The organism is Shewanella sp. FeAMO (genome assembly GCF_053653955.1).
Map to the genome: position 1 here is coordinate 3,786,307 of NZ_CM132201.1, position 18,435 is coordinate 3,804,741.

Sequence of the window (18,435 nt, forward strand, 5' to 3'; positions counted from 1 at the left end):
CAGGAAACAGCCAATAAATACAGAGTTTTTTATGGCTGCGTTGCCCGAGGCAGGATGCAACTTTTCCCTCCGAAACTTGTCCAGACAAAGAAATCTAAATAATTGACCTAAGATGCAGATCCGATATTTTCTGGCATTGAGCCTTTTACCTCCCCTGACGCTGGCTGAAACCCTTCCTCAGGAGGGCGGCAACAACGCTCAATGTGTTATCTTGCCTCCGGTTCCCTATCATCAGGATGGGGAAAGCAGCGGCCCTTTGGCCGATCAAAAAATACAGATCCATTCTGACGCCTCTTCGGCGCAATTGGGACGCGAGGCGACCTTCGAAGGCAATGTGACCTTTTCTCAGGCCGGGCGCAAAATTTCCGCCGAAAGAGCCACGGTCAACCAGCAGGAGCAGCAGCTAACCGCTCAGGGCAACCTGGTGTTTCAAGACCCGCTGTTTACCGTGACCGCCGACTCGCTGATGGCGCAGATGCGTTCCAACAACGCCACCCTGGAAGGCGCTCAGTACTGGCTCCACGGCCAGCAAGTTCACGGTGACGCCCAGAAACTGGAAATTACCCAGAACAACAACCTGGTATTGAACAACACCAACTTCACCACTTGCCCACCGGATAATGTCTCCTGGCTACTGGAAGCCGAGAAGATCAAAATCGACAGCAAGGAAGAGTGGGGGGAGATCTGGGATGCCAAACTCAGAATAGGTGGCGTGCCGGTATTCTATATTCCCTATATGACAGTGCCGGTTTCGGAGAAACGCAAGACAGGTTTCCTGTTCCCCAGCTTCAGTTCCAGCACCACCAACGGGATCGAAATCGCCACCCCGTTTTATTGGAACATAGCGCCTGAGTACGATCTGACCTTTACCCCGCACTATATGTCGTCGCGGGGCTTGTTTACCAAGACAGAATTCCGCTATCTGCTGGGCGATCCCGGCGACCGGCAAACGCCTACCGGCCAGTTCAACCTCGAATATCTGGGCAGCGATAACATGCTCGATGGCAGCCCCAACCGCTATATGTATCACTGGGAGCACAGCGATGCCCTGGATGAAAACTGGCGGGTGCTGGCCAACTATACCGATGTCTCGGACAACAACTACTTCAACGATCTCAAGTCCGATGTCAATCGCGCCACGGACAACCAGTTATCCCGGGTTGGCGAAATCGCCTACTTCACCGACAACTGGGACTTCAGTGCCAGAGTGCAGGACATCAAGGTACTGGGCAAGGAAGAGCGTCCTTATCAGGTGATGCCACAGCTGAACTTTAACTACCGTACCCCCGGGGTGTGGGAAGGCCTGGATTTCAGCTTCGCCTCAGAGATAACCAACTTCCGTCATAAAGAAGATATATACACCACCGCCAGCCGGGTACATATGGAGCCCAGCATTCGTCTGCCAATCCATGGCCCGGCGGGGTCGCTGACCAGTGAAGTCAAGCTGATGCAAACCAACTACTGGCAGCACAATATTCAGCAGCCCGAGTTGGATGACAGTGTCAGCCGTACCTTACCTCAGGTGAGGGTTCACGGTCAGATAAACTTCGAGCGTTATACCGAATACTTCAACCAGAACTACCGCCAGACGCTGGAGCCCCAGTTCCAATACCTGTATGTCGGCTATGAAGATCAATCCAATATCGGTCTCTACGACACAGGTGAACTGCAGCAGGACTATTTTGGCCTGTTCCGCGACCGCCGCTTCTCGGGTCTGGACCGCATCGCCGATGCCAACCAATTGACTCTGGGTTTGACCACCCGACTGTTTGATGAGCGTAACCTGGAACAGCTGAAATTCAGCCTGGGCCAGATCATCTACTTCGACGACAGTAAGGTCAGCCTTTATGAGGATGAACTCACCGAGCAGCCATCGACTTCAGTACTGGCCGCCGAGCTGGATGCCAGAATTTACAAAGACTGGTTTGTCAGTGGTGCTATTCAATACGACACCCGTTACAGCTCCAACAAGAAGAGTGAAGCAACCCTGGACTACCGCCCCGGCCCCAACAAGCTGTTGCAATTCAGCTATCGTTACGTGCCGGATCTGCTCAACAGCAATACCAACGACAGAGTGGATATCTCCCAGGCCGGTGTCCGTACCACCTGGCCAATTACCGACAGCCTCTATTTTGTCGGCAACTGGTATTACGATCTCAAAGAGGAGCGTTCGGTGGAAACCTATACCGGCTTCCAGTACGAGTCATGCTGCTGGGCAGTGCGTCTGAGTTACCACTACCGTATCAAGACCAACTACGAGGACGATCTCAAGAATGCGGTGCTCAACGAGCGTGAGATGTTCGAAACCGGCGTCTACCTCAACTTTGTGATCAAAGGCCTCGGCGGCTCAGGTCCATTGGGGGTCAGCGACATGCTGGATGAAGGTCTGTTCAACTACCGCAAACCACTTTATCTGAGGAATTAATCAAGATTTGTGGTAGATTGCTGAACCTCGGACGGGACAGAGAGTCCAATCTGGACAACCCAGGCCGCTGCCATCGGCGGCCAACGAAACGAAAATGTGGCAAGGATTTTGTGGATGAAACCCTGTAAGAAACTGATTTTTGGATTTTTTGCTCTAGTCATGAGCCAGGCTGCCCTGGCAGCACCACAGCTGCTGGATCGCGTTGCAGTGCAGATCAACGACGGCATAGTGCTGGAAAGCGAAGTCCAGAACATGGTCGACACTGTTAAGGCCAACGCCAAGGCCGCCGGCCAGAGTCTGCCTTCGGATCAGGCGCTGCGCACCCAGGTTATTGAGCGTTTGATCCTGACCCGTCTGCAACTGCAGATGGCTGACCGTATCGGCCTGCATATCGGGGATCTGCAGCTGGACCAAACCATAGAAAACATTGCCAAGCAACAGAACATGACTGTCGCCCAGATGCGCGCCGAAATTGAAGCCGATGGCAGCAGCTTCAGCCAATACCGCGAGCAACTGCGTGAAGAAGTAACCATAGGCGAGATCCAGCGTATTCAAGTACAGCGCCGAATTCAGGTTTCACCCCAGGAGATCAATAACCTGGTGAAGCTGATCAAGGAACAGGGCCTGAAAGACGTGGAGTACCAGGTTGGCCACATTCTGATTGAAGTGCCTTCCAACCCCACTTCAGAGCAACTGGAAGGAGCCAGCAAGCGTGCCAATGCCGTGCTGGAGCGCCTGAAATCCGGTGCCGACTTCCGTGAAACCGCCATCGCTTCTTCCGCCGGCCCCAAGGCACTGGAAGGCGGTATCTGGGATTACATGAACATCAATGAGATGCCTACCCTGTTTGCCGAAGTCATCACAGATGCCAAGAAAGGCGACATCATAGGCCCTATCAAGAGTGGTGCCGGTTTCCATATCATCAAGATCATGGATGCCCGCGGCCTGCAGACCAAAGAAGTCGAGGAAGTCAGAGCCCGCCATATCCTGCTCAAGCCGTCACCGATTCTGTCTGAAGACAGAGCCAAGGCGATGCTGCAGCAGTTCCTCAAACAGATCCGCAGCGGCGAAGCCAAGTTTGAAGATCTGGCGCGTCAGTACTCGGAAGATCCCGGTAGTGCTACCAAAGGCGGTGAGCTGGGTTGGGCCGATCCCGGCATTTATGTGCCCGAGTTCGCCCAGACACTCAACAGCCTGAAGCAGGGTGAAATCAGTGAGCCGTTCCGTTCAACTCATGGCTGGCACATCACTCAGCTGGAAGAGAGACGTAAAACCGATGCCACAGATCAGTTCAACACCAACCGTGCGCATCAGTTGATCTTCCGCCGCAAATTCAACGAAGAGTTACAAAACTGGCTGGACGAAATGCGGGCCGACGCATACATTGAACTCTTCGACCCAGAAACTGACAGAGGTTAAGTCGCTTGGACATTAAACGTATTGCCATTACCCCCGGAGAGCCTGCCGGCATAGGTCCGGATCTGGTAGTACAGCTGGCGCAGCGCGACTGGCCGGCCGAGCTGGTTGTGTGCGCGGATCCTGCCTTGTTGCAGGCGCGCGCCAAAATGCTGGGGCTCAGTCTCCAGCTCAAGCCTTATCAGCCAAGCCAAGCGGCCAAGCCACAGCAAGCCGGTAGTTTGACCATAGTGCCCTTCCCCATGGCCTGTGAGCCTCGCTGCGGCGTGCTCAATGAGCAAAACAGCGCCTATGTGGTCGACACCCTGCGTTATGCGGGTGAGAAGAATATGAACGGCGAGTTTGATGCCGTGGTGACAGGTCCGGTACACAAGGGCATTATCAATCAGGCCGGGATCCCCTTCTCCGGCCATACCGAATTCTTTGCCCATCAGGCCGGTTGCCAGGATGTGGTGATGATGCTCGCCTGCCCCGGTCTGCAGGTAGCCCTGGTGACCACTCACATTCCACTGGCTTACGTCTCCAAGGCGATCACCCGTGAACGCCTGCATCAGATCATCAGGATACTGCACCAGGATCTGGTGAATAAGTTTGCCCTGGACAACCCCAAGATTTATGTCTGTGGCCTCAACCCCCATGCCGGTGAAGATGGCCATCTGGGACGGGAAGAGCTGGATGTAATCATCCCGGCGCTGAACGAGCTCAGAGAGCAGGAGCAGATGCGTATCATAGGCCCTCTGCCTGCAGATACCCTGTTCCAACCCAAGTATCTGCAAGACGCCGATGTGGTGCTGGCCATGTACCACGACCAGGGCCTGCCTGTGCTCAAGTCACAGGGCTTTGGCAAGTCGGTAAACATCACTCTGGGCCTGCCCTATATCCGCACTTCGGTGGATCACGGCACGGCGCTGGAACTCGCAGGCACAGGCAAGGCCGATATCGGCAGCTTCGTCTGTGCACTCAACAAGGCCATAGAACTGGCCGGCAAAAACTGATCCAACTGAGTATCAATGAGCAATAAAGTACACTTAGGCCATACCGCCAGAAAACGTTTCGGACAAAACTTCCTGACCGATGACAATGTGATCAACCGTATTGTGGCGGCTATCGCCCCGGATAATGAGCATGTCATGGTCGAAATCGGCCCGGGTCTGGCGGCCCTGACCGAACCTGTGGCCAGTGCCATAGACAAGCTGACCGTGGTCGAGCTGGACAGAGATCTGGTAGAACGCCTGAAGCAGCATCCTGTGCTGAAAGACAAGCTGGAAATTCATCAGGGCGATGCCCTGCAGTTTGACTTCAACAAACTCATGGTCGAGGGCAAGAAGCTCAAGGTCTTTGGTAACCTGCCATACAATATCTCCACACCACTGATGTTCCATCTGTTCGAATATGCCGAGCAGATCACCAACATGCACTTCATGCTGCAAAAAGAGGTGGTGTTGCGGCTTTCAGCCAGCCCGGGCAGCAAGGCCTATGGCCGCCTCACTGTCATGGCCCAATACTATTGCCAGGTAGTACCGGTACTGGAAGTGCCTCCGGGCAGCTTCACGCCGCCACCTAAGGTCGATTCCGCCGTGGTGCGTCTGGTACCCTATGAAACCAAACCCTGGCCGGCCAAAGACGTTGCCATGCTCGGCAAGGTAACCAGCACCGCCTTCAACATGCGCCGCAAGACCCTGAGAAATAACCTCAAGGGGCTGCTTGGTGATGCCGATTATGAGACCCTGGGAATCGATCCCGGCCTCAGACCCGAGCAGATTAGTGTCGAGCAGTATGTTGCCATCGCCAACTTGCTGAGCGACCGCCAGGCGTAACATCCGGACGCCGGGCGGCGTCCTTCCTTTCCATCAGAGATTTTGGCCAGGAACTTAAGATGAATCCCCAGAAAAGCCGTATCAGAGTCGAGGTACAGACCCAGTACATAGAACACCAGTCTGCGCCGGATGAAGACAAGTATCTTTTCAGTTACACCATCACCATTATCAATCTGGGTGATGAGGCGGCGACCCTCAAGAGTCGCCACTGGGTGATCACAGATGGCAATGGCCAACAGAGCGAGGTTCAGGGCGCCGGTGTCGTCGGTGAAACCCCGAGGATCAAGCCCAATACTGCCTACCAATACAGCAGCGGCACAGTGCTGGAAACGCCGCTGGGCTTTATGGAAGGCCGTTACCTGATGGAAACCGACGCGGGCGAGAGTTTCTACGCCCAGATCCCTCCTTTCCGCCTGGCCGTACCCGGCCAGGTACATTGATGGGCAGATAACAGTGGCTCACTATTTTGTCGGCGATATTCAGGGCTGTTTCAACGAGTTGCAACGCCTGCTGGAGAAAGTCGATTTCAATCCCTCCAAGGACGAACTTTGGGCGGTCGGCGATCTGGTCGCCCGCGGTCCGGATTCTCTCTCGACCTTGAGATTCTTCCGCGATCTCGGCGATTCGGCCAAGTCGGTACTGGGTAACCATGATCTGCATCTGCTGGCGGTCAAGGCCGGGCTCAAACGGGCCAAACCCAGCGACAAGCTGCAACCACTGTTGGAAGCCGCTGATATCGACAGCCTCATAGACTGGGTTAGAACCCAGCCCCTGATGCGCGAACTGCCCGAGCACAAACTCATTATGACCCATGCGGGCGTGCCTCCCCAGTGGGACATCCAAACCTTACGCCAGGAAGCAGGCGCCGTCAGCCTGGCACTGCAAAGAACCGACTATTTAGACAGTCTCATCGCCAGGATGTACACAGAAGAGCCGGAAGATTGGTCCGGTGAGCTCAGCGGCCTGCCCAGACTCAGGTACTGTATCAACGCCCTGACCCGGATGCGTTACCTCTATCTCGACGGCACGCTGGATTTCAGCTGCAAGGTGCCGCCGGCCAAATGTGAAGATCCCAATCTCAAACCCTGGTTTTTATTCCCATCCAGCACCGCTGACTACACCCGGGTCTTCGGCCATTGGGCCGCGCTGATGGGCAAGGTCGAAGGCGAAAGACTGCAGGCGCTGGACACCGGCTGTTGCTGGGGAGAATACCTGACACTCTGGCACCTGGAATCAGATCAAAAAATTACCCAACCTAGGTTAAAAAAAGGTTAAACTTAGCAGACGTCGGCCGATAACCATCTGGTAACGTGCCCATGAAAACTAAAAGATTTTTCCCAAGAGAAAAACCATAACCTTTTCCGGAGTAGCCTATGAAGTTGAATGTAGCGACCCGAGTCATAGCAGGGTTTGCCGTAGTCACCCTGCTATTGCTCCTGCTTGGTGCTGTTTCCTGGTTCACCAACAATGAGCTGAAAAACACCACGGAAGTTCTACAGCAACTGAGTATCCCGGCACTCAAATCAACCGGCGAGCTGGGCGAAACCCTCAGCGAGCAGCAAAGGTTGGTTCTGGTGGGTTACCATGTCACCAAGGCCAATAAACTCCCGCCTATCCAACAGCAGTTTGCCAGTCAAAAGCAAAACTTCAAGGCGCAATTTGCCAGTCTGTCAAAGCTGGTACAGCACGAGCCCGGGCTCAAAGAGATCCTGCCCCAGGTAGAGCGTAATTATCAGGCCTTTATCAACACCAGCGAACGCATGATGGCCGACCACCTCAGCGCCCTGGAGCAACAGGAAAGCCTCAATAAACAGCGGGATCAGTTGGAAACAACCGCTGATGATGCTGCCAGTCTGCTGCTGGATCTGATGGATCTGGAGCAGAGCCAGGACACAACTGAGCGGGAGATTGCCGCTTCCGCCGCCGCTCTGGACAGCAATGTCACCAATGTGATCAGCACTGTCTACGATCTGGTCGCCACCGAAGAGCGCAGCAAGTACGAAATCATAGTCAAAGAACTTAGCTATATCATCAATGAAGCCGAGGCCAAGCTGGAGTACATCAGTCGCCATGGCGCCGGTGTCATCGATGCCGATGTGCTCAACGAAATGAACAGCGAGCTTGGCAAACTCAGCCAACATCTTAAGGGCAAAAACTCGATTCAGGCCCAGAAAGCGACCCAACTTGAGCTCAAAGCCAGTACTCAAGTGGCGCTGAATCAAGTGGAAACCGACAAGAAGAACGTCAATCAGGCAATGGGGGCTCTTTCCGGTGCCATCGAAACCCTGACCAACGAAATTAACGCCAAAACCTTGGCCAGTATAGACTCGGCCAGTATGCAGACCCTATTGGTGGTACTGGTGGCGATAGTGGTTGCCATAGCTGTGAGTATTGCTGTGGTGAAACCACTGACCGCCTCACTCAACCGTATCAATCAAGCATTGAATATCCTCGCTTCCGGTGACTTGACCCATAAGCTGGATGACTCTGGTCAGGATGAGTTTGCCGAGCTTTCCCGCAACTGCAACCGCCTTATCGACAGTCTCAGAGGTCTTATTCGCGGCATTTTGGATAGATCCAACCAATTGGCCGCCGCCGCCGAACAAACCTCGGCGGTCACCTCACAAACCACTATCGGGATCCAGGAGCAGAAGAGCCAGGTGGATCAAGTAGCAACGGCGACCACAGAGCTGAGCTCCAGTGCCCAGCAGGTATCCCACAGCGCCGACCACGCCCTGAACCAAATTAAACAGGCCGATGAAGAAGCCCAGCATATGCGGATGATTGCCGAAGAAAACCGCCGCACTATAGAAGCGCTGGCCGAAGAAGTCGCCAAGGCGGGGCAAGTGATCAACAAGGTGCATTCCGACAGCGATGCCATAGGCTCGATTCTGGATGTTATTCGCGGCATTGCCGAGCAGACCAATCTACTGGCACTCAACGCCGCCATCGAGGCCGCCAGGGCCGGTGAACAGGGACGCGGCTTTGCCGTTGTGGCCGATGAGGTACGCAACCTCGCATCCCGCACCCAGGAGTCGACCCAGGAGATCCAGCAGATGATCCAGGTGCTGCAAACAGGCACCCAAGAGGCGGTCGCCGTTATGGAACAAGGCCGCGCCCAGGCCAACTCCTGCGTCGCCAAGACAGAGCAAGCCAATCAAGCTCTGGAAGCCATCAGCGAATCTGTACATCAGGCTTTCGATGCCGGAACCCAAATCGCCAACGCAGCTCAGGAACAGAACCTGGTCAGCCAGCAGGTTTCAGAGAAACTGGAACATATTGCACTGATATCGGAAGAAACCGCCTCAGGCGCCGATCAGACCGCCCAATCCAGCCACCAGGTGGCGCAACTCGCCGAAGAGTTGCAGGCTTCGGTTGGCGAGTTCAAAGTCTAATCTTAAAACCATCGGCCGTCTTCCCCGGAAGGTTTTGTCGCGGGGACGACGGCCGACATAACTTTCAGCTCAAAATAGCCAAATTACATTGATTGGGCTTCCGGTGACGGATGTTTCATTGCCTGCAGTAGGGATAATGCCGTGAAGAACAGGATGAGCACTGCAAGCAAGGGTCAGGCTAAAATACGGAACGAAGTGACAGGATCCTGCATTTAATTGTCCCGCTGACTTGATTTATTCTGTGAACGTTATTCACATACCATAGTTGCCTGTTGCTTACATTTTGAGAGTGACTCTGCTTCTGAACTACCACCCATACAAAAATCCAACCTTAACAACTTTTCTTCACTTACTGCCGTTTTGTCCTCTGCTAGCTTCCAATGCCAGTCTTTAATTACGTCAGTTGCTGGCTTTGAAATGGTCTTTTTAGGCACAGAGCTTATGAGAGTGATACTCTCGGTTGAACCGTTTTTATCGACTGTGACCTTAAATACTCCGCAACCAGCTACACCTTTCATTGCTAACTCAACGGGATAGCGAGGCATGAATTCCTTGTCTCGAAGCCAAGTGCTTTCCGTTTTTGTTGGTTCCAAATAGGTTAATTCTACAGAGGCATAGTTACTGGCAGCGAGTGTTCCAGTAGACAAAAAACAGATGGTGAAAAGTAAATTTTTGTAGTTCATAAAACCTTCCTTAGTGAGTTCACATAAAGGCAAAAACAGCGGTGCGCTCAACCCTCAGGGCAATGCTACCTTTGCTTTGTTATGTTTATTTGGTTGCAGACCATGTAACGTTACTTTCTTTAATACCAAGACCCTGTTTGAATTTGACAGGAAACTCTAGGCTAGGTTTGCCAACCCAGCCACGCTCTAAATAGAGATTGTATCCGTCACCATTCTGTTCGTATCGAACGGCTGAAAGCCATATTCCATCCCAATCGCCTAAGAACTCTAAATCTCTAAGACTTTTGGGGTATACACCATTTCTAAGTTTATGAAGCTCAATTATTGACACCGCGGAAACGAAGTTTTGTGTTCCAAACTTTTCATCAGCCCCCGGTACTTCAAAGTTACACCCGCTCAGGAAACCAACAAGTACAATAATCGCGATTAATTTCTGCATTAATTAGAGTTCCTTCGATGGATTTTAAACATAACGCCGCGCTCTGCGGCAAATTAGGAGCGCAGCGGAAAACTTGTCCGACAGTAGCGCCTTGTTAGCTTTTGTACTCATTTAACCACTTAAGTAACTGTTCTCTGTCTACCAAAGATAAATCCCAGCTGCTAGGCGCCTCGTTTTCTACAAACTTTCTCGCATCACTAGTAAAAGTTGAAGTTGTTACTAAGATCGCTTTATTCGGGCCATCTTTCGTGTTTTTAACACCATATAGTGCGCGAACAACATCAACACTGATTTTGTTACTTTCCGAATAGCATTTGCACTCAATAAAGTATTTATTTTTTATCCCTAGTGAATCAGTGTGGACAGCAATTATGTCCTTTCCTCCATCTCTTGTTTTTTTAGTTAAGTCCACTTCATAACCTTTAGACTTAAAAACCTCAGCAACAATTTCCTCAAACTGACGAGATGTTAATTCACTAAGAAGCTGATCATCAGCTTTTAAAGCCGTGATCAGCTCTGAAATTGATTCATGTAGATCAAATAAGTCTCTCGCACTGTAAATTTCTCTAACATACTCAAACTCCGGTTCGCCCTCAGTTTGAGCACCTGTTGAGTTGTTTAGTGTGAAATTTAGTACTTCCGTTGGGTACTCAGAGACCTGAAAGTTAAGCGAGATATCTGCACCACAGTCAGTGCACTCGAACTCATAAACTACGTCATATAAATTTTCCGCCCCCATTTGGCGCTCACCTCCGCCCACACATTCGACAGAAAAATCTGCTATGGGAACCTCATCACTAGCACCGCAGCTATCGCATACGTATTCAACTGAACCAGAAAATTCCCACATAATTCTCTTTTCCTTCGGAGAAGCTAACAGCTGTATAGTGCGCATGCGCGTTTTAGTCCTCGGAGGAGTGTAAACGCGCATCGCTATCTGTTTGTATTCGCTGGATATAATACAATTTAGTCCTAATATCCCTTGCAGCTAAACGCGCATGCGCGGTTTCCAAACCTATTATCTACCAGCTGTATTTTTTAACTTTATGAATTTAATGTTATTTTCTAAAATGTTACAGAAATAACGCGCAAACTTAGCTGCAAATTTCCAGCATTTTTCCTAGAACGTCAATAATACTGTATAGAAAATCAGTTCTTAGGCACTTACCATGAGCGCTTCAAACGCTACAACCCGAGCCATACAACCCAGGTCTACAAAAACGTTAAGTAAAGCCATGGCTACCGCACGGGTCCAAACTCTGTTCGTCCCTGAATTCCGCTTAATGCGGAAAAGTGTTGTTGCTTTCGGCCTTAGGCTTAAGAAAGTGCTAAATCCAAAGTATTGAATTGGTTATACAATAGCCAGCATTGAATGTGAAAACAATTAGCCAAAGGTCAAGTTTTGACAAAGGCAACAAAACCCTGATTTGGGTTGTTTTTGCAACAGAATTGACTGGGTTTGAAACCAAAGCGACTTCCTCCAGCTAATGCTGGGTGTTTGCATTATTCCCCGTTTTCGACGGTCACAGTCCCACCAGTGCCTGGAAATATGTGTATGCTTTTGGGCTTATGCACGATTTCAAATTCGCCTAATCATCAGGAACCTCAAATGCTAAAGGTATACACTTTTCCCGCTTGAAGCGGCCGCAGGGCGTTGATGACAATCGCGTAGCGAGGCATGGATGCCGAAGCAGCGCCAGTCGAATCAGGGATGAGCGTCTGGCGCGATAGCGAATTGGCATCATAAGCACAAGGGGTTTTCCGCTGCGTCGGGGGTCGCTGGGGGTTTGGAAAGGGGGCGAGTCGATACAGCCCCCTTTCCTCGGGGTGTGGGGCGAAGCTCCACGACTTTACGCCGCTGGCACAGCGGCTAATATAGCGTTCAACTAAAAGTTCTTAAGTTAGTACTGGCTGAACTTCCGGCCACGGTGTAGCCCATCACCTGCGGTGCGCTTTTCGCACAGGCGATCCTGTAACTCGCTGCGAATACCTCCTTGTAAGCTCTGCCTCGCCATCCCTGGCTCGGAAGGTCACAGTTCCGCCTATGCCTGGAATATGGGCGTATTTCTGTGAGCATATAGGTAGCTTCAAACAAGTTAGTTCTCACAGAATTGCACCAGTCCCCCCTCGGTGTCGCCGAAAGCCGTTGGCGCAAATAACGTGGCTGAGGCATGGATGCCGAAGCAGCGACAGTCGAATCAGGGATGAGCGTCTGAAGCGGTAGTTATTTGCGCTATTGGGCCGAGGGGCTTTCGACACCGTGTGGGGCGGCAAGGGAGATCCAAGAGGGGATTGCTGTTGATCCCTTCTTGGTCGGGTGTGGGGCGAAGCTCCACGACTTTAGGCCGCTGGCACAGCGGCTATCATAGCGTTCAGCTAAAAGTTCCTAAGTTAGTACTGGCCGAACTTCCGGCCATGGTGTAGCCCATCACCTGCGGTGCGGATAGGCAGGAAGCCTGAATGCAGTGAAGGACAGGACGTCCGGGAACTGCCTTTCGCGCAGGCGATCCTGTGACTCGGCGAGAGTTGCGCAGCAACATGTTTTCGAGCGCGAACCAAGGATGGAAAGCTGACCATTGTGCATGGAGGCATTTACACCACGACTTCAGGGCGTTCAACAAGGGTTCTCGCACACCTGCTGTTCGGAGCAAGAAAACAATGGGTTTCCAAAACCCGAGTGTTATAGCGTTAGATAGCAAAAGCCGGGATTAAACCCGGCTTTTATATCGAGCGAAGAAAGATACTAGCCTCAGCTACCGAGGCGCTCTTTGATGGCTTGGGTGATAATACTGGCACCAAAACCATTGGCTTCGGCCCAGTCGACTATGCTCTTGCCATCGGCTTCCGCTACTTCCAGTTCGGTTTTTGACAAGCGCTTGGCAATAAACTCGCCGGTATCTTCGGCGTTGCTGTGATAGGCGGTGCGCAGCAGGCTTTCGCCATCACAGGAGATCCCGGAATAGATGTTACGTAACTTCATCCGGTTCTCTTTCAGCTTCTTACGCAGGCGGTTTTTGTCGTTGGATTTGACGTAATCACAGATACTGGCAGCCAGCAGATCTTCGGCTTTAGCAGTTGAGGGGACTGACACTGAGGATACAGCAATCAGCGCAGCAATGGCCACGGGCAACAGACGCATCTGACACTCCTTTTTGTAATTGTTATTAATGCCAAGAGTCCTCAGTAAACGCATCTGCTGAGGACTCTTGGCATAAGGATCGGCTCGTGGCTGGCGCCACTCACGTTTCAGGGTTCAAAAGTCTGTCACAATTTAACATTTTCTCACCATATTGATAAAGCGAAAATCCAATCCATTTACACTATGACCACTTTCCTCGTGAATTTGCTGCCAACTGCCATCGTCCCATTCGGGAAAGCGAGTGTCCCCTTCCACTTGCAAGTCTATCTCTGTCAGATACAGCGTATCGGCTTGAGGCAGAATTTCCCGGTAGAGCTGGCCGCCGCCTATCACCACCAGTTCTTCGCAGTTTCCGGCCGCTTCCACAGCCTCTTTGAAGGAAGAAACCCGGGTAACACCTTCCGGGGCATAGTCGCTCTGGCGGCTGATCACTATGTTGTGGCGCCCGGGCAGAGGACGACCTATGGATTCGAAAGTCTTACGTCCCATCACCACCGGCTTTCCCAGAGTCATCTGTTTAAAATGACGCAGATCTTCCGGCAGATGCCAGGGCATTTGGTTGTCTTTACCTATGACTCTGTCATGGGCCATGGCGGCAATCATGGCGATGCGCATATACGCTCCTTGTTATTATTGGATTAAATCACCGGGCGGGTACGGAAATACAACAGACTGGGCATGGCCAGACCGACAGACAAAGCCCCGAGAATAAACACGGTTTTCAGGCCATTGGTGACCACCTGTTCCCACAGCTCGGTACTGAGCTGTGACTGGGCGGTCAATTGCACCAGGGCAATCACAGTGTTGTAGGCATAGGAACCCGGGATCATAGGGATAATCGCCGCCACGGCATACAGCAGCGGCGGTGCCAGATGACGCTTGGCAAAGGCAATAGTCACCATGCCTATGATGCCGGCAGCGGCAAAGGTGGCCCACTCTATCGGCAAGCCAAACTGCAACATCAAGGTCCGTGAGCTGTGGCCTATGGCCCCGGCCAGAGCACAGTAAAGCAGATAACGCCTGGGAACATTGAATAGCATGGCAAAGCCCATAGCGGGAATAGCCGAGAAAAAGGCATCATTCAGCAGTAACAACAGAGTGTCCATCACAGGAAAATCCCCCCAAGCTGCATGGCAATGGTAATGCCTATCACTGAGGAAACTGTCATCAATGTCGCCTGCCCCCAGCGGGAGATCCCCACATTCATATGGCCTTTAACCATATCCGATATCGAGTTGATCATCGGAAAACCGGGAACCAGCATCAGCACAGAGGCCGCCATCGCCAGCTCAGGGGTTTGGGTCACAGGATAGAGATACCCCAACTGGGCTGCCAAGCTGGTGACGAAGGCGGTCACGGCAAAATTCACCAACACATTGAAGTGACGTTGCGCCATTGCCAGGCGCACAAACATGCCGATGACAGAAGCAAAGAAAGTGAAAAGGCATGCGGCCAGGTCACCACCGAACAGGTGACAAAAACTGCCGCAGGAGAGGCCTATCATGGGGATAAGCAGCCACTTGGGGTAGGTTTTGGGTTGCAGTCTGGCGAGGCGTTTGCGGACTTCATTGGGGCCATAGAGGCCTTTTTCGGCCAGCAGGCAAATGCGTTGCAACTCGCACACCACTGTCATATTAATGCCGTGCTCACGAATGCGCCGGGTAGTGGTAATACAACGACCGGAAACCAAGCTGGTGAGCACCAGCGAATTGGAGGAGATGGATAGCTCGACACTGGCCAAGCCAAGTGCCCGGCCAAGACGCTGACTGATCTCTTCAACCAGTTCAGATTCAGCGCCGTAGGCCAGCAATAGCTGAGCAACCCGGACGACCTGCCGGGTGATATCGTTTTGGGTATCAGCGTACACAGGTGTTCAGGCTCGCTCAGATATTATCTTTGGTAAATAACCTCAACATCATAATCATCGTCGTCGAAGTCATCGTCGAACTCATCATCATAGTCTTCGTTGAGATCTTCCAGGCTATCCTGATGGTAGTTGTCCCATTTGAACTCAACATCGGCGTCAGGATCTTGCTGTTGCTCTTCCGCCGGCAGACTGCTGATAAAGTCATAGAGCTTTTCTGCCAGTTCCTTGGTGCCTTCACGGGTATAAGCCGAAATGGTATAAACATCCCCTTCCCAGCCCATCTCCTTGACTATGCTGTCGACTCTTTCCTGCAGCTCTTCTTCCAGCAGCAGATCTGTCTTGTTGAACACCAGCCAACGTGGCTTGGAAGCCAGCTTGGGCGAGTATTTTTCAAGCTCAGTGACAATCGCCTTGGCCGCTTCGGCCGGGCTGGTACCATCGATAGGCTCGATATCCAGGATATGCAGCAATACACGGCAACGCTCAAGGTGCTTGAGGAAGCGAATACCCAGACCGGCACCTTCGGCGGCACCTTCGATCAACCCTGGGATATCTGCCACTACAAAGCTCTGCCCTGGACGTGGGTTTACTACCCCCAGGTTAGGAACCAAGGTGGTAAAGGGATAATCGGCCACTTTTGGTGTCGCGCGGGAAACCGCCCGAATAAAGGTCGATTTACCTGCATTTGGCATACCAAGCAGGCCCACATCGGCCAACAGCATCAGCTCAAGACGCAAGCTACGCACTTCACCGGGGGTGCCCAGCGTTTTTTGTCTGGGGGCACGGTTAACACTGCTCTTGAAGCGGGTATTGCCAAGACCGTGGAAACCACCTTTGGCCACCAACAGCTTCTGACCATGCTTGGTCAGGTCACCGAGTACTTCGTCGGTTTCTTCATCAACCGCCCGGGTACCCACAGGTACCTTGAGTACCAAGTCCTGGCCGCCTTTACCGGTACAGTCACGGCCGCGGCCGTTTTCACCGCGCTCGGCCATATGGAAACGCTCAAAACGATAGTCAATCAGGGTGTTGAGGTTTTCGTCGGCTTGCAGATAAACACTGCCACCGTCGCCACCATCGCCACCGTCTGGACCACCATCCGGCACGTACTTTTCACGTCTGAAGCTGACGCAGCCACTGCCACCATCTCCAGCTTCAACTCTGATCACTGCCTCATCGACAAACTTCATACATACTCCTGGCACCACGGAATGAGGCAATTATACTGCCTAACCCTGCAAGGCGCCAAAAAACAGAAACTATGGCTTTCGCCCAAAACAAAAGCCCCACCAATGGCGGGGCTCAAGCAATTCTGGTTTGAAGATTAGTCTTCGATGCTAACGAACTTACGGTTGTTAGGACCTTTAACTTCAAACTTAACTTTACCGTCAGTCAGGGCAAACAGAGTATGGTCACGACCGATACCTACGTTAACACCTGCGTGGAATTTAGTACCACGTTGACGAACAATGATGTTACCAGCCAGAACTGATTCGCCGCCGAAGCGCTTTACACCAAGACGTTTGCTTTCTGAATCGCGGCCGTTACGAGTAGAACCGCCAGCTTTTTTGTGTGCCATGAGTCAGACTCCTATTAAGCGTTGATAGCAGTGATTTTAACTTCAGTGAACCACTGACGGTGGCCCATTTTCTTCTCGTGGTGCTTACGACGGTTGAACTTTTGGATAGTTACCTTTTCACCACGGCCATGGCTAACAACAGTAGCCACAACTTTACCGCCTGCTACCAGAGGGGTACCCACTTGGACGTTTTCACCATCAGCGATCAGCAGAACTTGATCGAACTCGATAGTCTCACCAGTGGCAACTTCAATTTTTTCCAAACGAACAGTATGGCCTTCAGCAACACGGTGTTGCTTACCACCACTTTGAAAAACAGCGTACATAGCTATTTTACTCCGAAATTCTTAACACGCCGGCTCATCTCTATGAGGCTGGGTGCTACAAAAACTTTAATGACAATGGGCGCGGAGTTTACGCGAAGAATCCTTTACTGGCAAGCCCTAATTGACGAAGAAGAAAAAAAGACCGGATTAACTCGCACATTGATCTCTCTGCTACTGTCTTGTTCATTAATTTTAGGTAAACTTCGGTCTATTAAAATATTTAAGCTTATCGGGAGCTGCCGATTCGGCGTTCCTTCATACCTAGAGTCTACTATGGATTTAACTGCTATCCGTCAGCTGGCTGACGCCGACATGCAAGCCGTCAATCAACTGATCTACAAACAACTCGAATCTGATGTTGCCCTGATCAATCAATTGGGGTTCTACATCATCAACGGTGGCGGCAAGCGTATGCGGCCGTTACTGTCGATTCTGGCGGCCAGATCACTCGACTATAGTGGTGAAGCACACCTGAAGCTGGCTGCTATTATAGAGTTTATTCATACGGCTTCTCTGCTTCACGACGATGTGGTGGATGAATCTACTCTGCGCCGTGGACGGGAAACCGCAAACGCCCTGTTTGGCAACAGTGCCAGCGTGCTGGTCGGCGACTTCCTTTATACCCGCTCTTTCCAGATGATGACAGAGCTGGAGTCGATGAAGGTACTGCAGGTACTGGCCAATACCACTAACGTATTGGCCGAGGGTGAAGTGCTGCAGTTAATGAACTGCAACGATCCGGATACCACAGAAGCCAGCTATATGCGGGTTATTTACTGCAAGACTGCCAAGTTGTTTGAAGCAGCAACCCGTCTTGCCGGTGTGCTGGCCGGCTGCGACAGCGAAATGGAAACGGCGCTGGCCGACTATGGCAAATACCTGGGCACCGCCTTCCAGTTAACCGATGACCTGCTGGACTATACTGCCGACGCCGAAGAGCTGGGCAAGAACATAGGTGATGACCTCGCCGAAGGTAAACCCACACTGCCACTCATCTACGCCATCGCCCACGGGACAGAGCCACAGCGGCAGATGATCCGCCAGGCGATTGAACAAGGTGACGGCACCGAGCATATCGAGGCGATAATTGATGCGCTCAACACCTGTGGCGCATTGGAATATACCCAACAAAGGGCCTATGAAGAGTCTGACAAGGCCATAGAAGCCCTTTCGGTGCTGCCTGAGTCCGACTACAAGCAGGCGCTGATAAGCCTGGCCAAAATCGCCGTAGCCCGCAGTCACTGATAGGCTTAAGACGACGGATTAAAACCCATCAGTTGAATTTGTCGTTTAACCCAAGCAAAAAAAGGAGCGCTCAAAGCGCTCCTTTTTGTTTTTTGCTGTGTGGT

Annotated in this window: 18 protein-coding genes; 8 read left to right on the forward strand and 10 right to left on the reverse strand. The window is 51.9% G+C overall.

Annotated features, from left to right (window positions below):
* Positions 1 to 112: 112 nt before the first annotated feature.
* From lptD to ACWAU4_RS17120, 7 genes are all read left to right on the forward strand, one after another.
* Entirely contained in the window at positions 113 to 2,425 is a 2,313-nt protein-coding gene (gene lptD, locus ACWAU4_RS17090) for an LPS assembly protein LptD (protein ID WP_145840086.1), read from the forward strand.
* A gap of 114 nt (positions 2,426 to 2,539) precedes the next feature.
* Entirely contained in the window at positions 2,540 to 3,844 is a 1,305-nt protein-coding gene (gene surA / locus ACWAU4_RS17095) for a peptidylprolyl isomerase SurA (RefSeq protein WP_028781628.1), read from the forward strand.
* A 5-nt stretch (positions 3,845 to 3,849) separates the two neighbouring features.
* Positions 3,850 to 4,836, forward strand: a complete 987-nt coding sequence (gene pdxA, locus ACWAU4_RS17100) for a 4-hydroxythreonine-4-phosphate dehydrogenase PdxA (protein WP_025889251.1) — start codon at positions 3,850 to 3,852, stop codon at positions 4,834 to 4,836.
* 15 nt (positions 4,837 to 4,851) lie between these two features.
* Positions 4,852 to 5,658 carry a 16S rRNA (adenine(1518)-N(6)/adenine(1519)-N(6))-dimethyltransferase RsmA gene (gene rsmA, locus ACWAU4_RS17105; RefSeq protein WP_025889249.1) on the forward strand — a complete coding sequence of 269 codons (807 nt, stop codon included), beginning with the start codon at positions 4,852 to 4,854 and terminating at the stop codon, positions 5,656 to 5,658.
* A 59-nt stretch (positions 5,659 to 5,717) separates the two neighbouring features.
* Positions 5,718 to 6,098 (forward strand): Co2+/Mg2+ efflux protein ApaG, encoded by a 381-nt coding sequence (gene apaG, locus ACWAU4_RS17110; RefSeq protein WP_025011370.1) that lies wholly within the window; start codon positions 5,718 to 5,720, stop codon positions 6,096 to 6,098.
* Positions 6,099 to 6,111: 13 nt separating this feature from the next.
* Positions 6,112 to 6,933 carry a symmetrical bis(5'-nucleosyl)-tetraphosphatase gene (locus tag ACWAU4_RS17115; protein WP_054745679.1) on the forward strand — a complete coding sequence of 274 codons (822 nt, stop codon included), beginning with the start codon at positions 6,112 to 6,114 and terminating at the stop codon, positions 6,931 to 6,933.
* A 98-nt stretch (positions 6,934 to 7,031) separates the two neighbouring features.
* The gene (locus ACWAU4_RS17120) at positions 7,032 to 9,053 is read left to right on the forward strand and encodes a methyl-accepting chemotaxis protein (protein WP_071237046.1); all 2,022 of its coding nucleotides are present in this window, start codon (positions 7,032 to 7,034) and stop codon (positions 9,051 to 9,053) included.
* A 248-nt stretch (positions 9,054 to 9,301) separates the two neighbouring features.
* Here the strand turns inward: ACWAU4_RS17120 and ACWAU4_RS17125 are convergent, their stop codons facing one another.
* The 10 genes from ACWAU4_RS17125 to rplU form a co-directional block, all read right to left on the reverse strand.
* Positions 9,302 to 9,736, reverse strand: coding sequence for an energy transducer TonB (locus ACWAU4_RS17125; protein ID WP_301560807.1), 435 nt, complete (start codon positions 9,734 to 9,736; stop codon positions 9,302 to 9,304).
* An 85-nt stretch (positions 9,737 to 9,821) separates the two neighbouring features.
* On the reverse strand, positions 9,822 to 10,175 hold the full coding sequence (locus ACWAU4_RS17130) for a hypothetical protein (protein ID WP_025011367.1): 354 nt from the start codon (positions 10,173 to 10,175) through the stop codon (positions 9,822 to 9,824).
* A gap of 94 nt (positions 10,176 to 10,269) precedes the next feature.
* The gene (locus ACWAU4_RS17135) at positions 10,270 to 11,025 is read right to left on the reverse strand and encodes a restriction endonuclease (RefSeq protein WP_208139136.1); all 756 of its coding nucleotides are present in this window, start codon (positions 11,023 to 11,025) and stop codon (positions 10,270 to 10,272) included.
* Between the two features lie 1,899 nt (positions 11,026 to 12,924).
* Positions 12,925 to 13,314 (reverse strand): DUF3718 domain-containing protein, encoded by a 390-nt coding sequence (locus tag ACWAU4_RS17140; protein ID WP_025012068.1) that lies wholly within the window; start codon positions 13,312 to 13,314, stop codon positions 12,925 to 12,927.
* 132 nt (positions 13,315 to 13,446) lie between these two features.
* Entirely contained in the window at positions 13,447 to 13,929 is a 483-nt protein-coding gene (folA, locus tag ACWAU4_RS17145) for a type 3 dihydrofolate reductase (protein ID WP_025890098.1), read from the reverse strand.
* 23 nt (positions 13,930 to 13,952) lie between these two features.
* Complete coding sequence (locus ACWAU4_RS17150; protein WP_174840187.1) at positions 13,953 to 14,420, reverse strand: threonine/serine exporter family protein; 468 nt, start codon at positions 14,418 to 14,420, stop codon at positions 13,953 to 13,955.
* The gene (locus tag ACWAU4_RS17155) at positions 14,420 to 15,181 is read right to left on the reverse strand and encodes a threonine/serine exporter family protein (RefSeq protein ID WP_025012065.1); all 762 of its coding nucleotides are present in this window, start codon (positions 15,179 to 15,181) and stop codon (positions 14,420 to 14,422) included. Before ACWAU4_RS17155 ends, ACWAU4_RS17150 begins: the two co-directional genes overlap by 1 nt.
* Before the next feature lie 23 nt (positions 15,182 to 15,204).
* Positions 15,205 to 16,371, reverse strand: coding sequence for an Obg family GTPase CgtA (gene cgtA / locus ACWAU4_RS17160; protein ID WP_025012064.1), 1,167 nt, complete (start codon positions 16,369 to 16,371; stop codon positions 15,205 to 15,207).
* Positions 16,372 to 16,505: 134 nt separating this feature from the next.
* Complete coding sequence (rpmA, locus tag ACWAU4_RS17165) at positions 16,506 to 16,760, reverse strand: 50S ribosomal protein L27 (protein WP_011760936.1); 255 nt, start codon at positions 16,758 to 16,760, stop codon at positions 16,506 to 16,508.
* A gap of 14 nt (positions 16,761 to 16,774) precedes the next feature.
* Positions 16,775 to 17,086, reverse strand: a complete 312-nt coding sequence (gene rplU / locus ACWAU4_RS17170) for a 50S ribosomal protein L21 (protein ID WP_025012063.1) — start codon at positions 17,084 to 17,086, stop codon at positions 16,775 to 16,777.
* A gap of 273 nt (positions 17,087 to 17,359) precedes the next feature.
* Between rplU and ispB the strand changes: the two genes are divergently transcribed.
* Positions 17,360 to 18,331 (forward strand): octaprenyl diphosphate synthase, encoded by a 972-nt coding sequence (gene ispB, locus ACWAU4_RS17175; protein WP_025890099.1) that lies wholly within the window; start codon positions 17,360 to 17,362, stop codon positions 18,329 to 18,331.
* Positions 18,332 to 18,435 lie beyond the last annotated feature (104 nt).

Excerpts from the sequence above, each read along its gene's own strand:
- surA (WP_028781628.1), top strand. The coding sequence starts at position 2,540 with ATGAAACCCTGTAAGAAACTGATTTTTGGATTTTTTGCTCTAGTCATG.
- folA (WP_025890098.1), bottom strand. The coding sequence starts at position 13,929 with ATGCGCATCGCCATGATTGCCGCCATGGCCCATGACAGAGTCATAGGT.
- ACWAU4_RS17135 (WP_208139136.1), bottom strand. The coding sequence starts at position 11,025 with ATGTGGGAATTTTCTGGTTCAGTTGAATACGTATGCGATAGCTGCGGT.
- rpmA (WP_011760936.1), bottom strand. The coding sequence starts at position 16,760 with ATGGCACACAAAAAAGCTGGCGGTTCTACTCGTAACGGCCGCGATTCA.
- ACWAU4_RS17140 (WP_025012068.1), bottom strand. The coding sequence starts at position 13,314 with ATGCGTCTGTTGCCCGTGGCCATTGCTGCGCTGATTGCTGTATCCTCA.
- ACWAU4_RS17130 (WP_025011367.1), bottom strand. The coding sequence starts at position 10,175 with ATGCAGAAATTAATCGCGATTATTGTACTTGTTGGTTTCCTGAGCGGG.
- ACWAU4_RS17125 (WP_301560807.1), bottom strand. The coding sequence starts at position 9,736 with ATGAACTACAAAAATTTACTTTTCACCATCTGTTTTTTGTCTACTGGA.
- ispB (WP_025890099.1), top strand. The coding sequence starts at position 17,360 with ATGGATTTAACTGCTATCCGTCAGCTGGCTGACGCCGACATGCAAGCC.
- cgtA (WP_025012064.1), bottom strand. The coding sequence starts at position 16,371 with ATGAAGTTTGTCGATGAGGCAGTGATCAGAGTTGAAGCTGGAGATGGT.
- ACWAU4_RS17150 (WP_174840187.1), bottom strand. The coding sequence starts at position 14,420 with ATGGACACTCTGTTGTTACTGCTGAATGATGCCTTTTTCTCGGCTATT.
- lptD (WP_145840086.1), top strand. The coding sequence starts at position 113 with ATGCAGATCCGATATTTTCTGGCATTGAGCCTTTTACCTCCCCTGACG.
- rsmA (WP_025889249.1), top strand. The coding sequence starts at position 4,852 with ATGAGCAATAAAGTACACTTAGGCCATACCGCCAGAAAACGTTTCGGA.
- ACWAU4_RS17120 (WP_071237046.1), top strand. The coding sequence starts at position 7,032 with ATGAAGTTGAATGTAGCGACCCGAGTCATAGCAGGGTTTGCCGTAGTC.
- rplU (WP_025012063.1), bottom strand. The coding sequence starts at position 17,086 with ATGTACGCTGTTTTTCAAAGTGGTGGTAAGCAACACCGTGTTGCTGAA.
- apaG (WP_025011370.1), top strand. The coding sequence starts at position 5,718 with ATGAATCCCCAGAAAAGCCGTATCAGAGTCGAGGTACAGACCCAGTAC.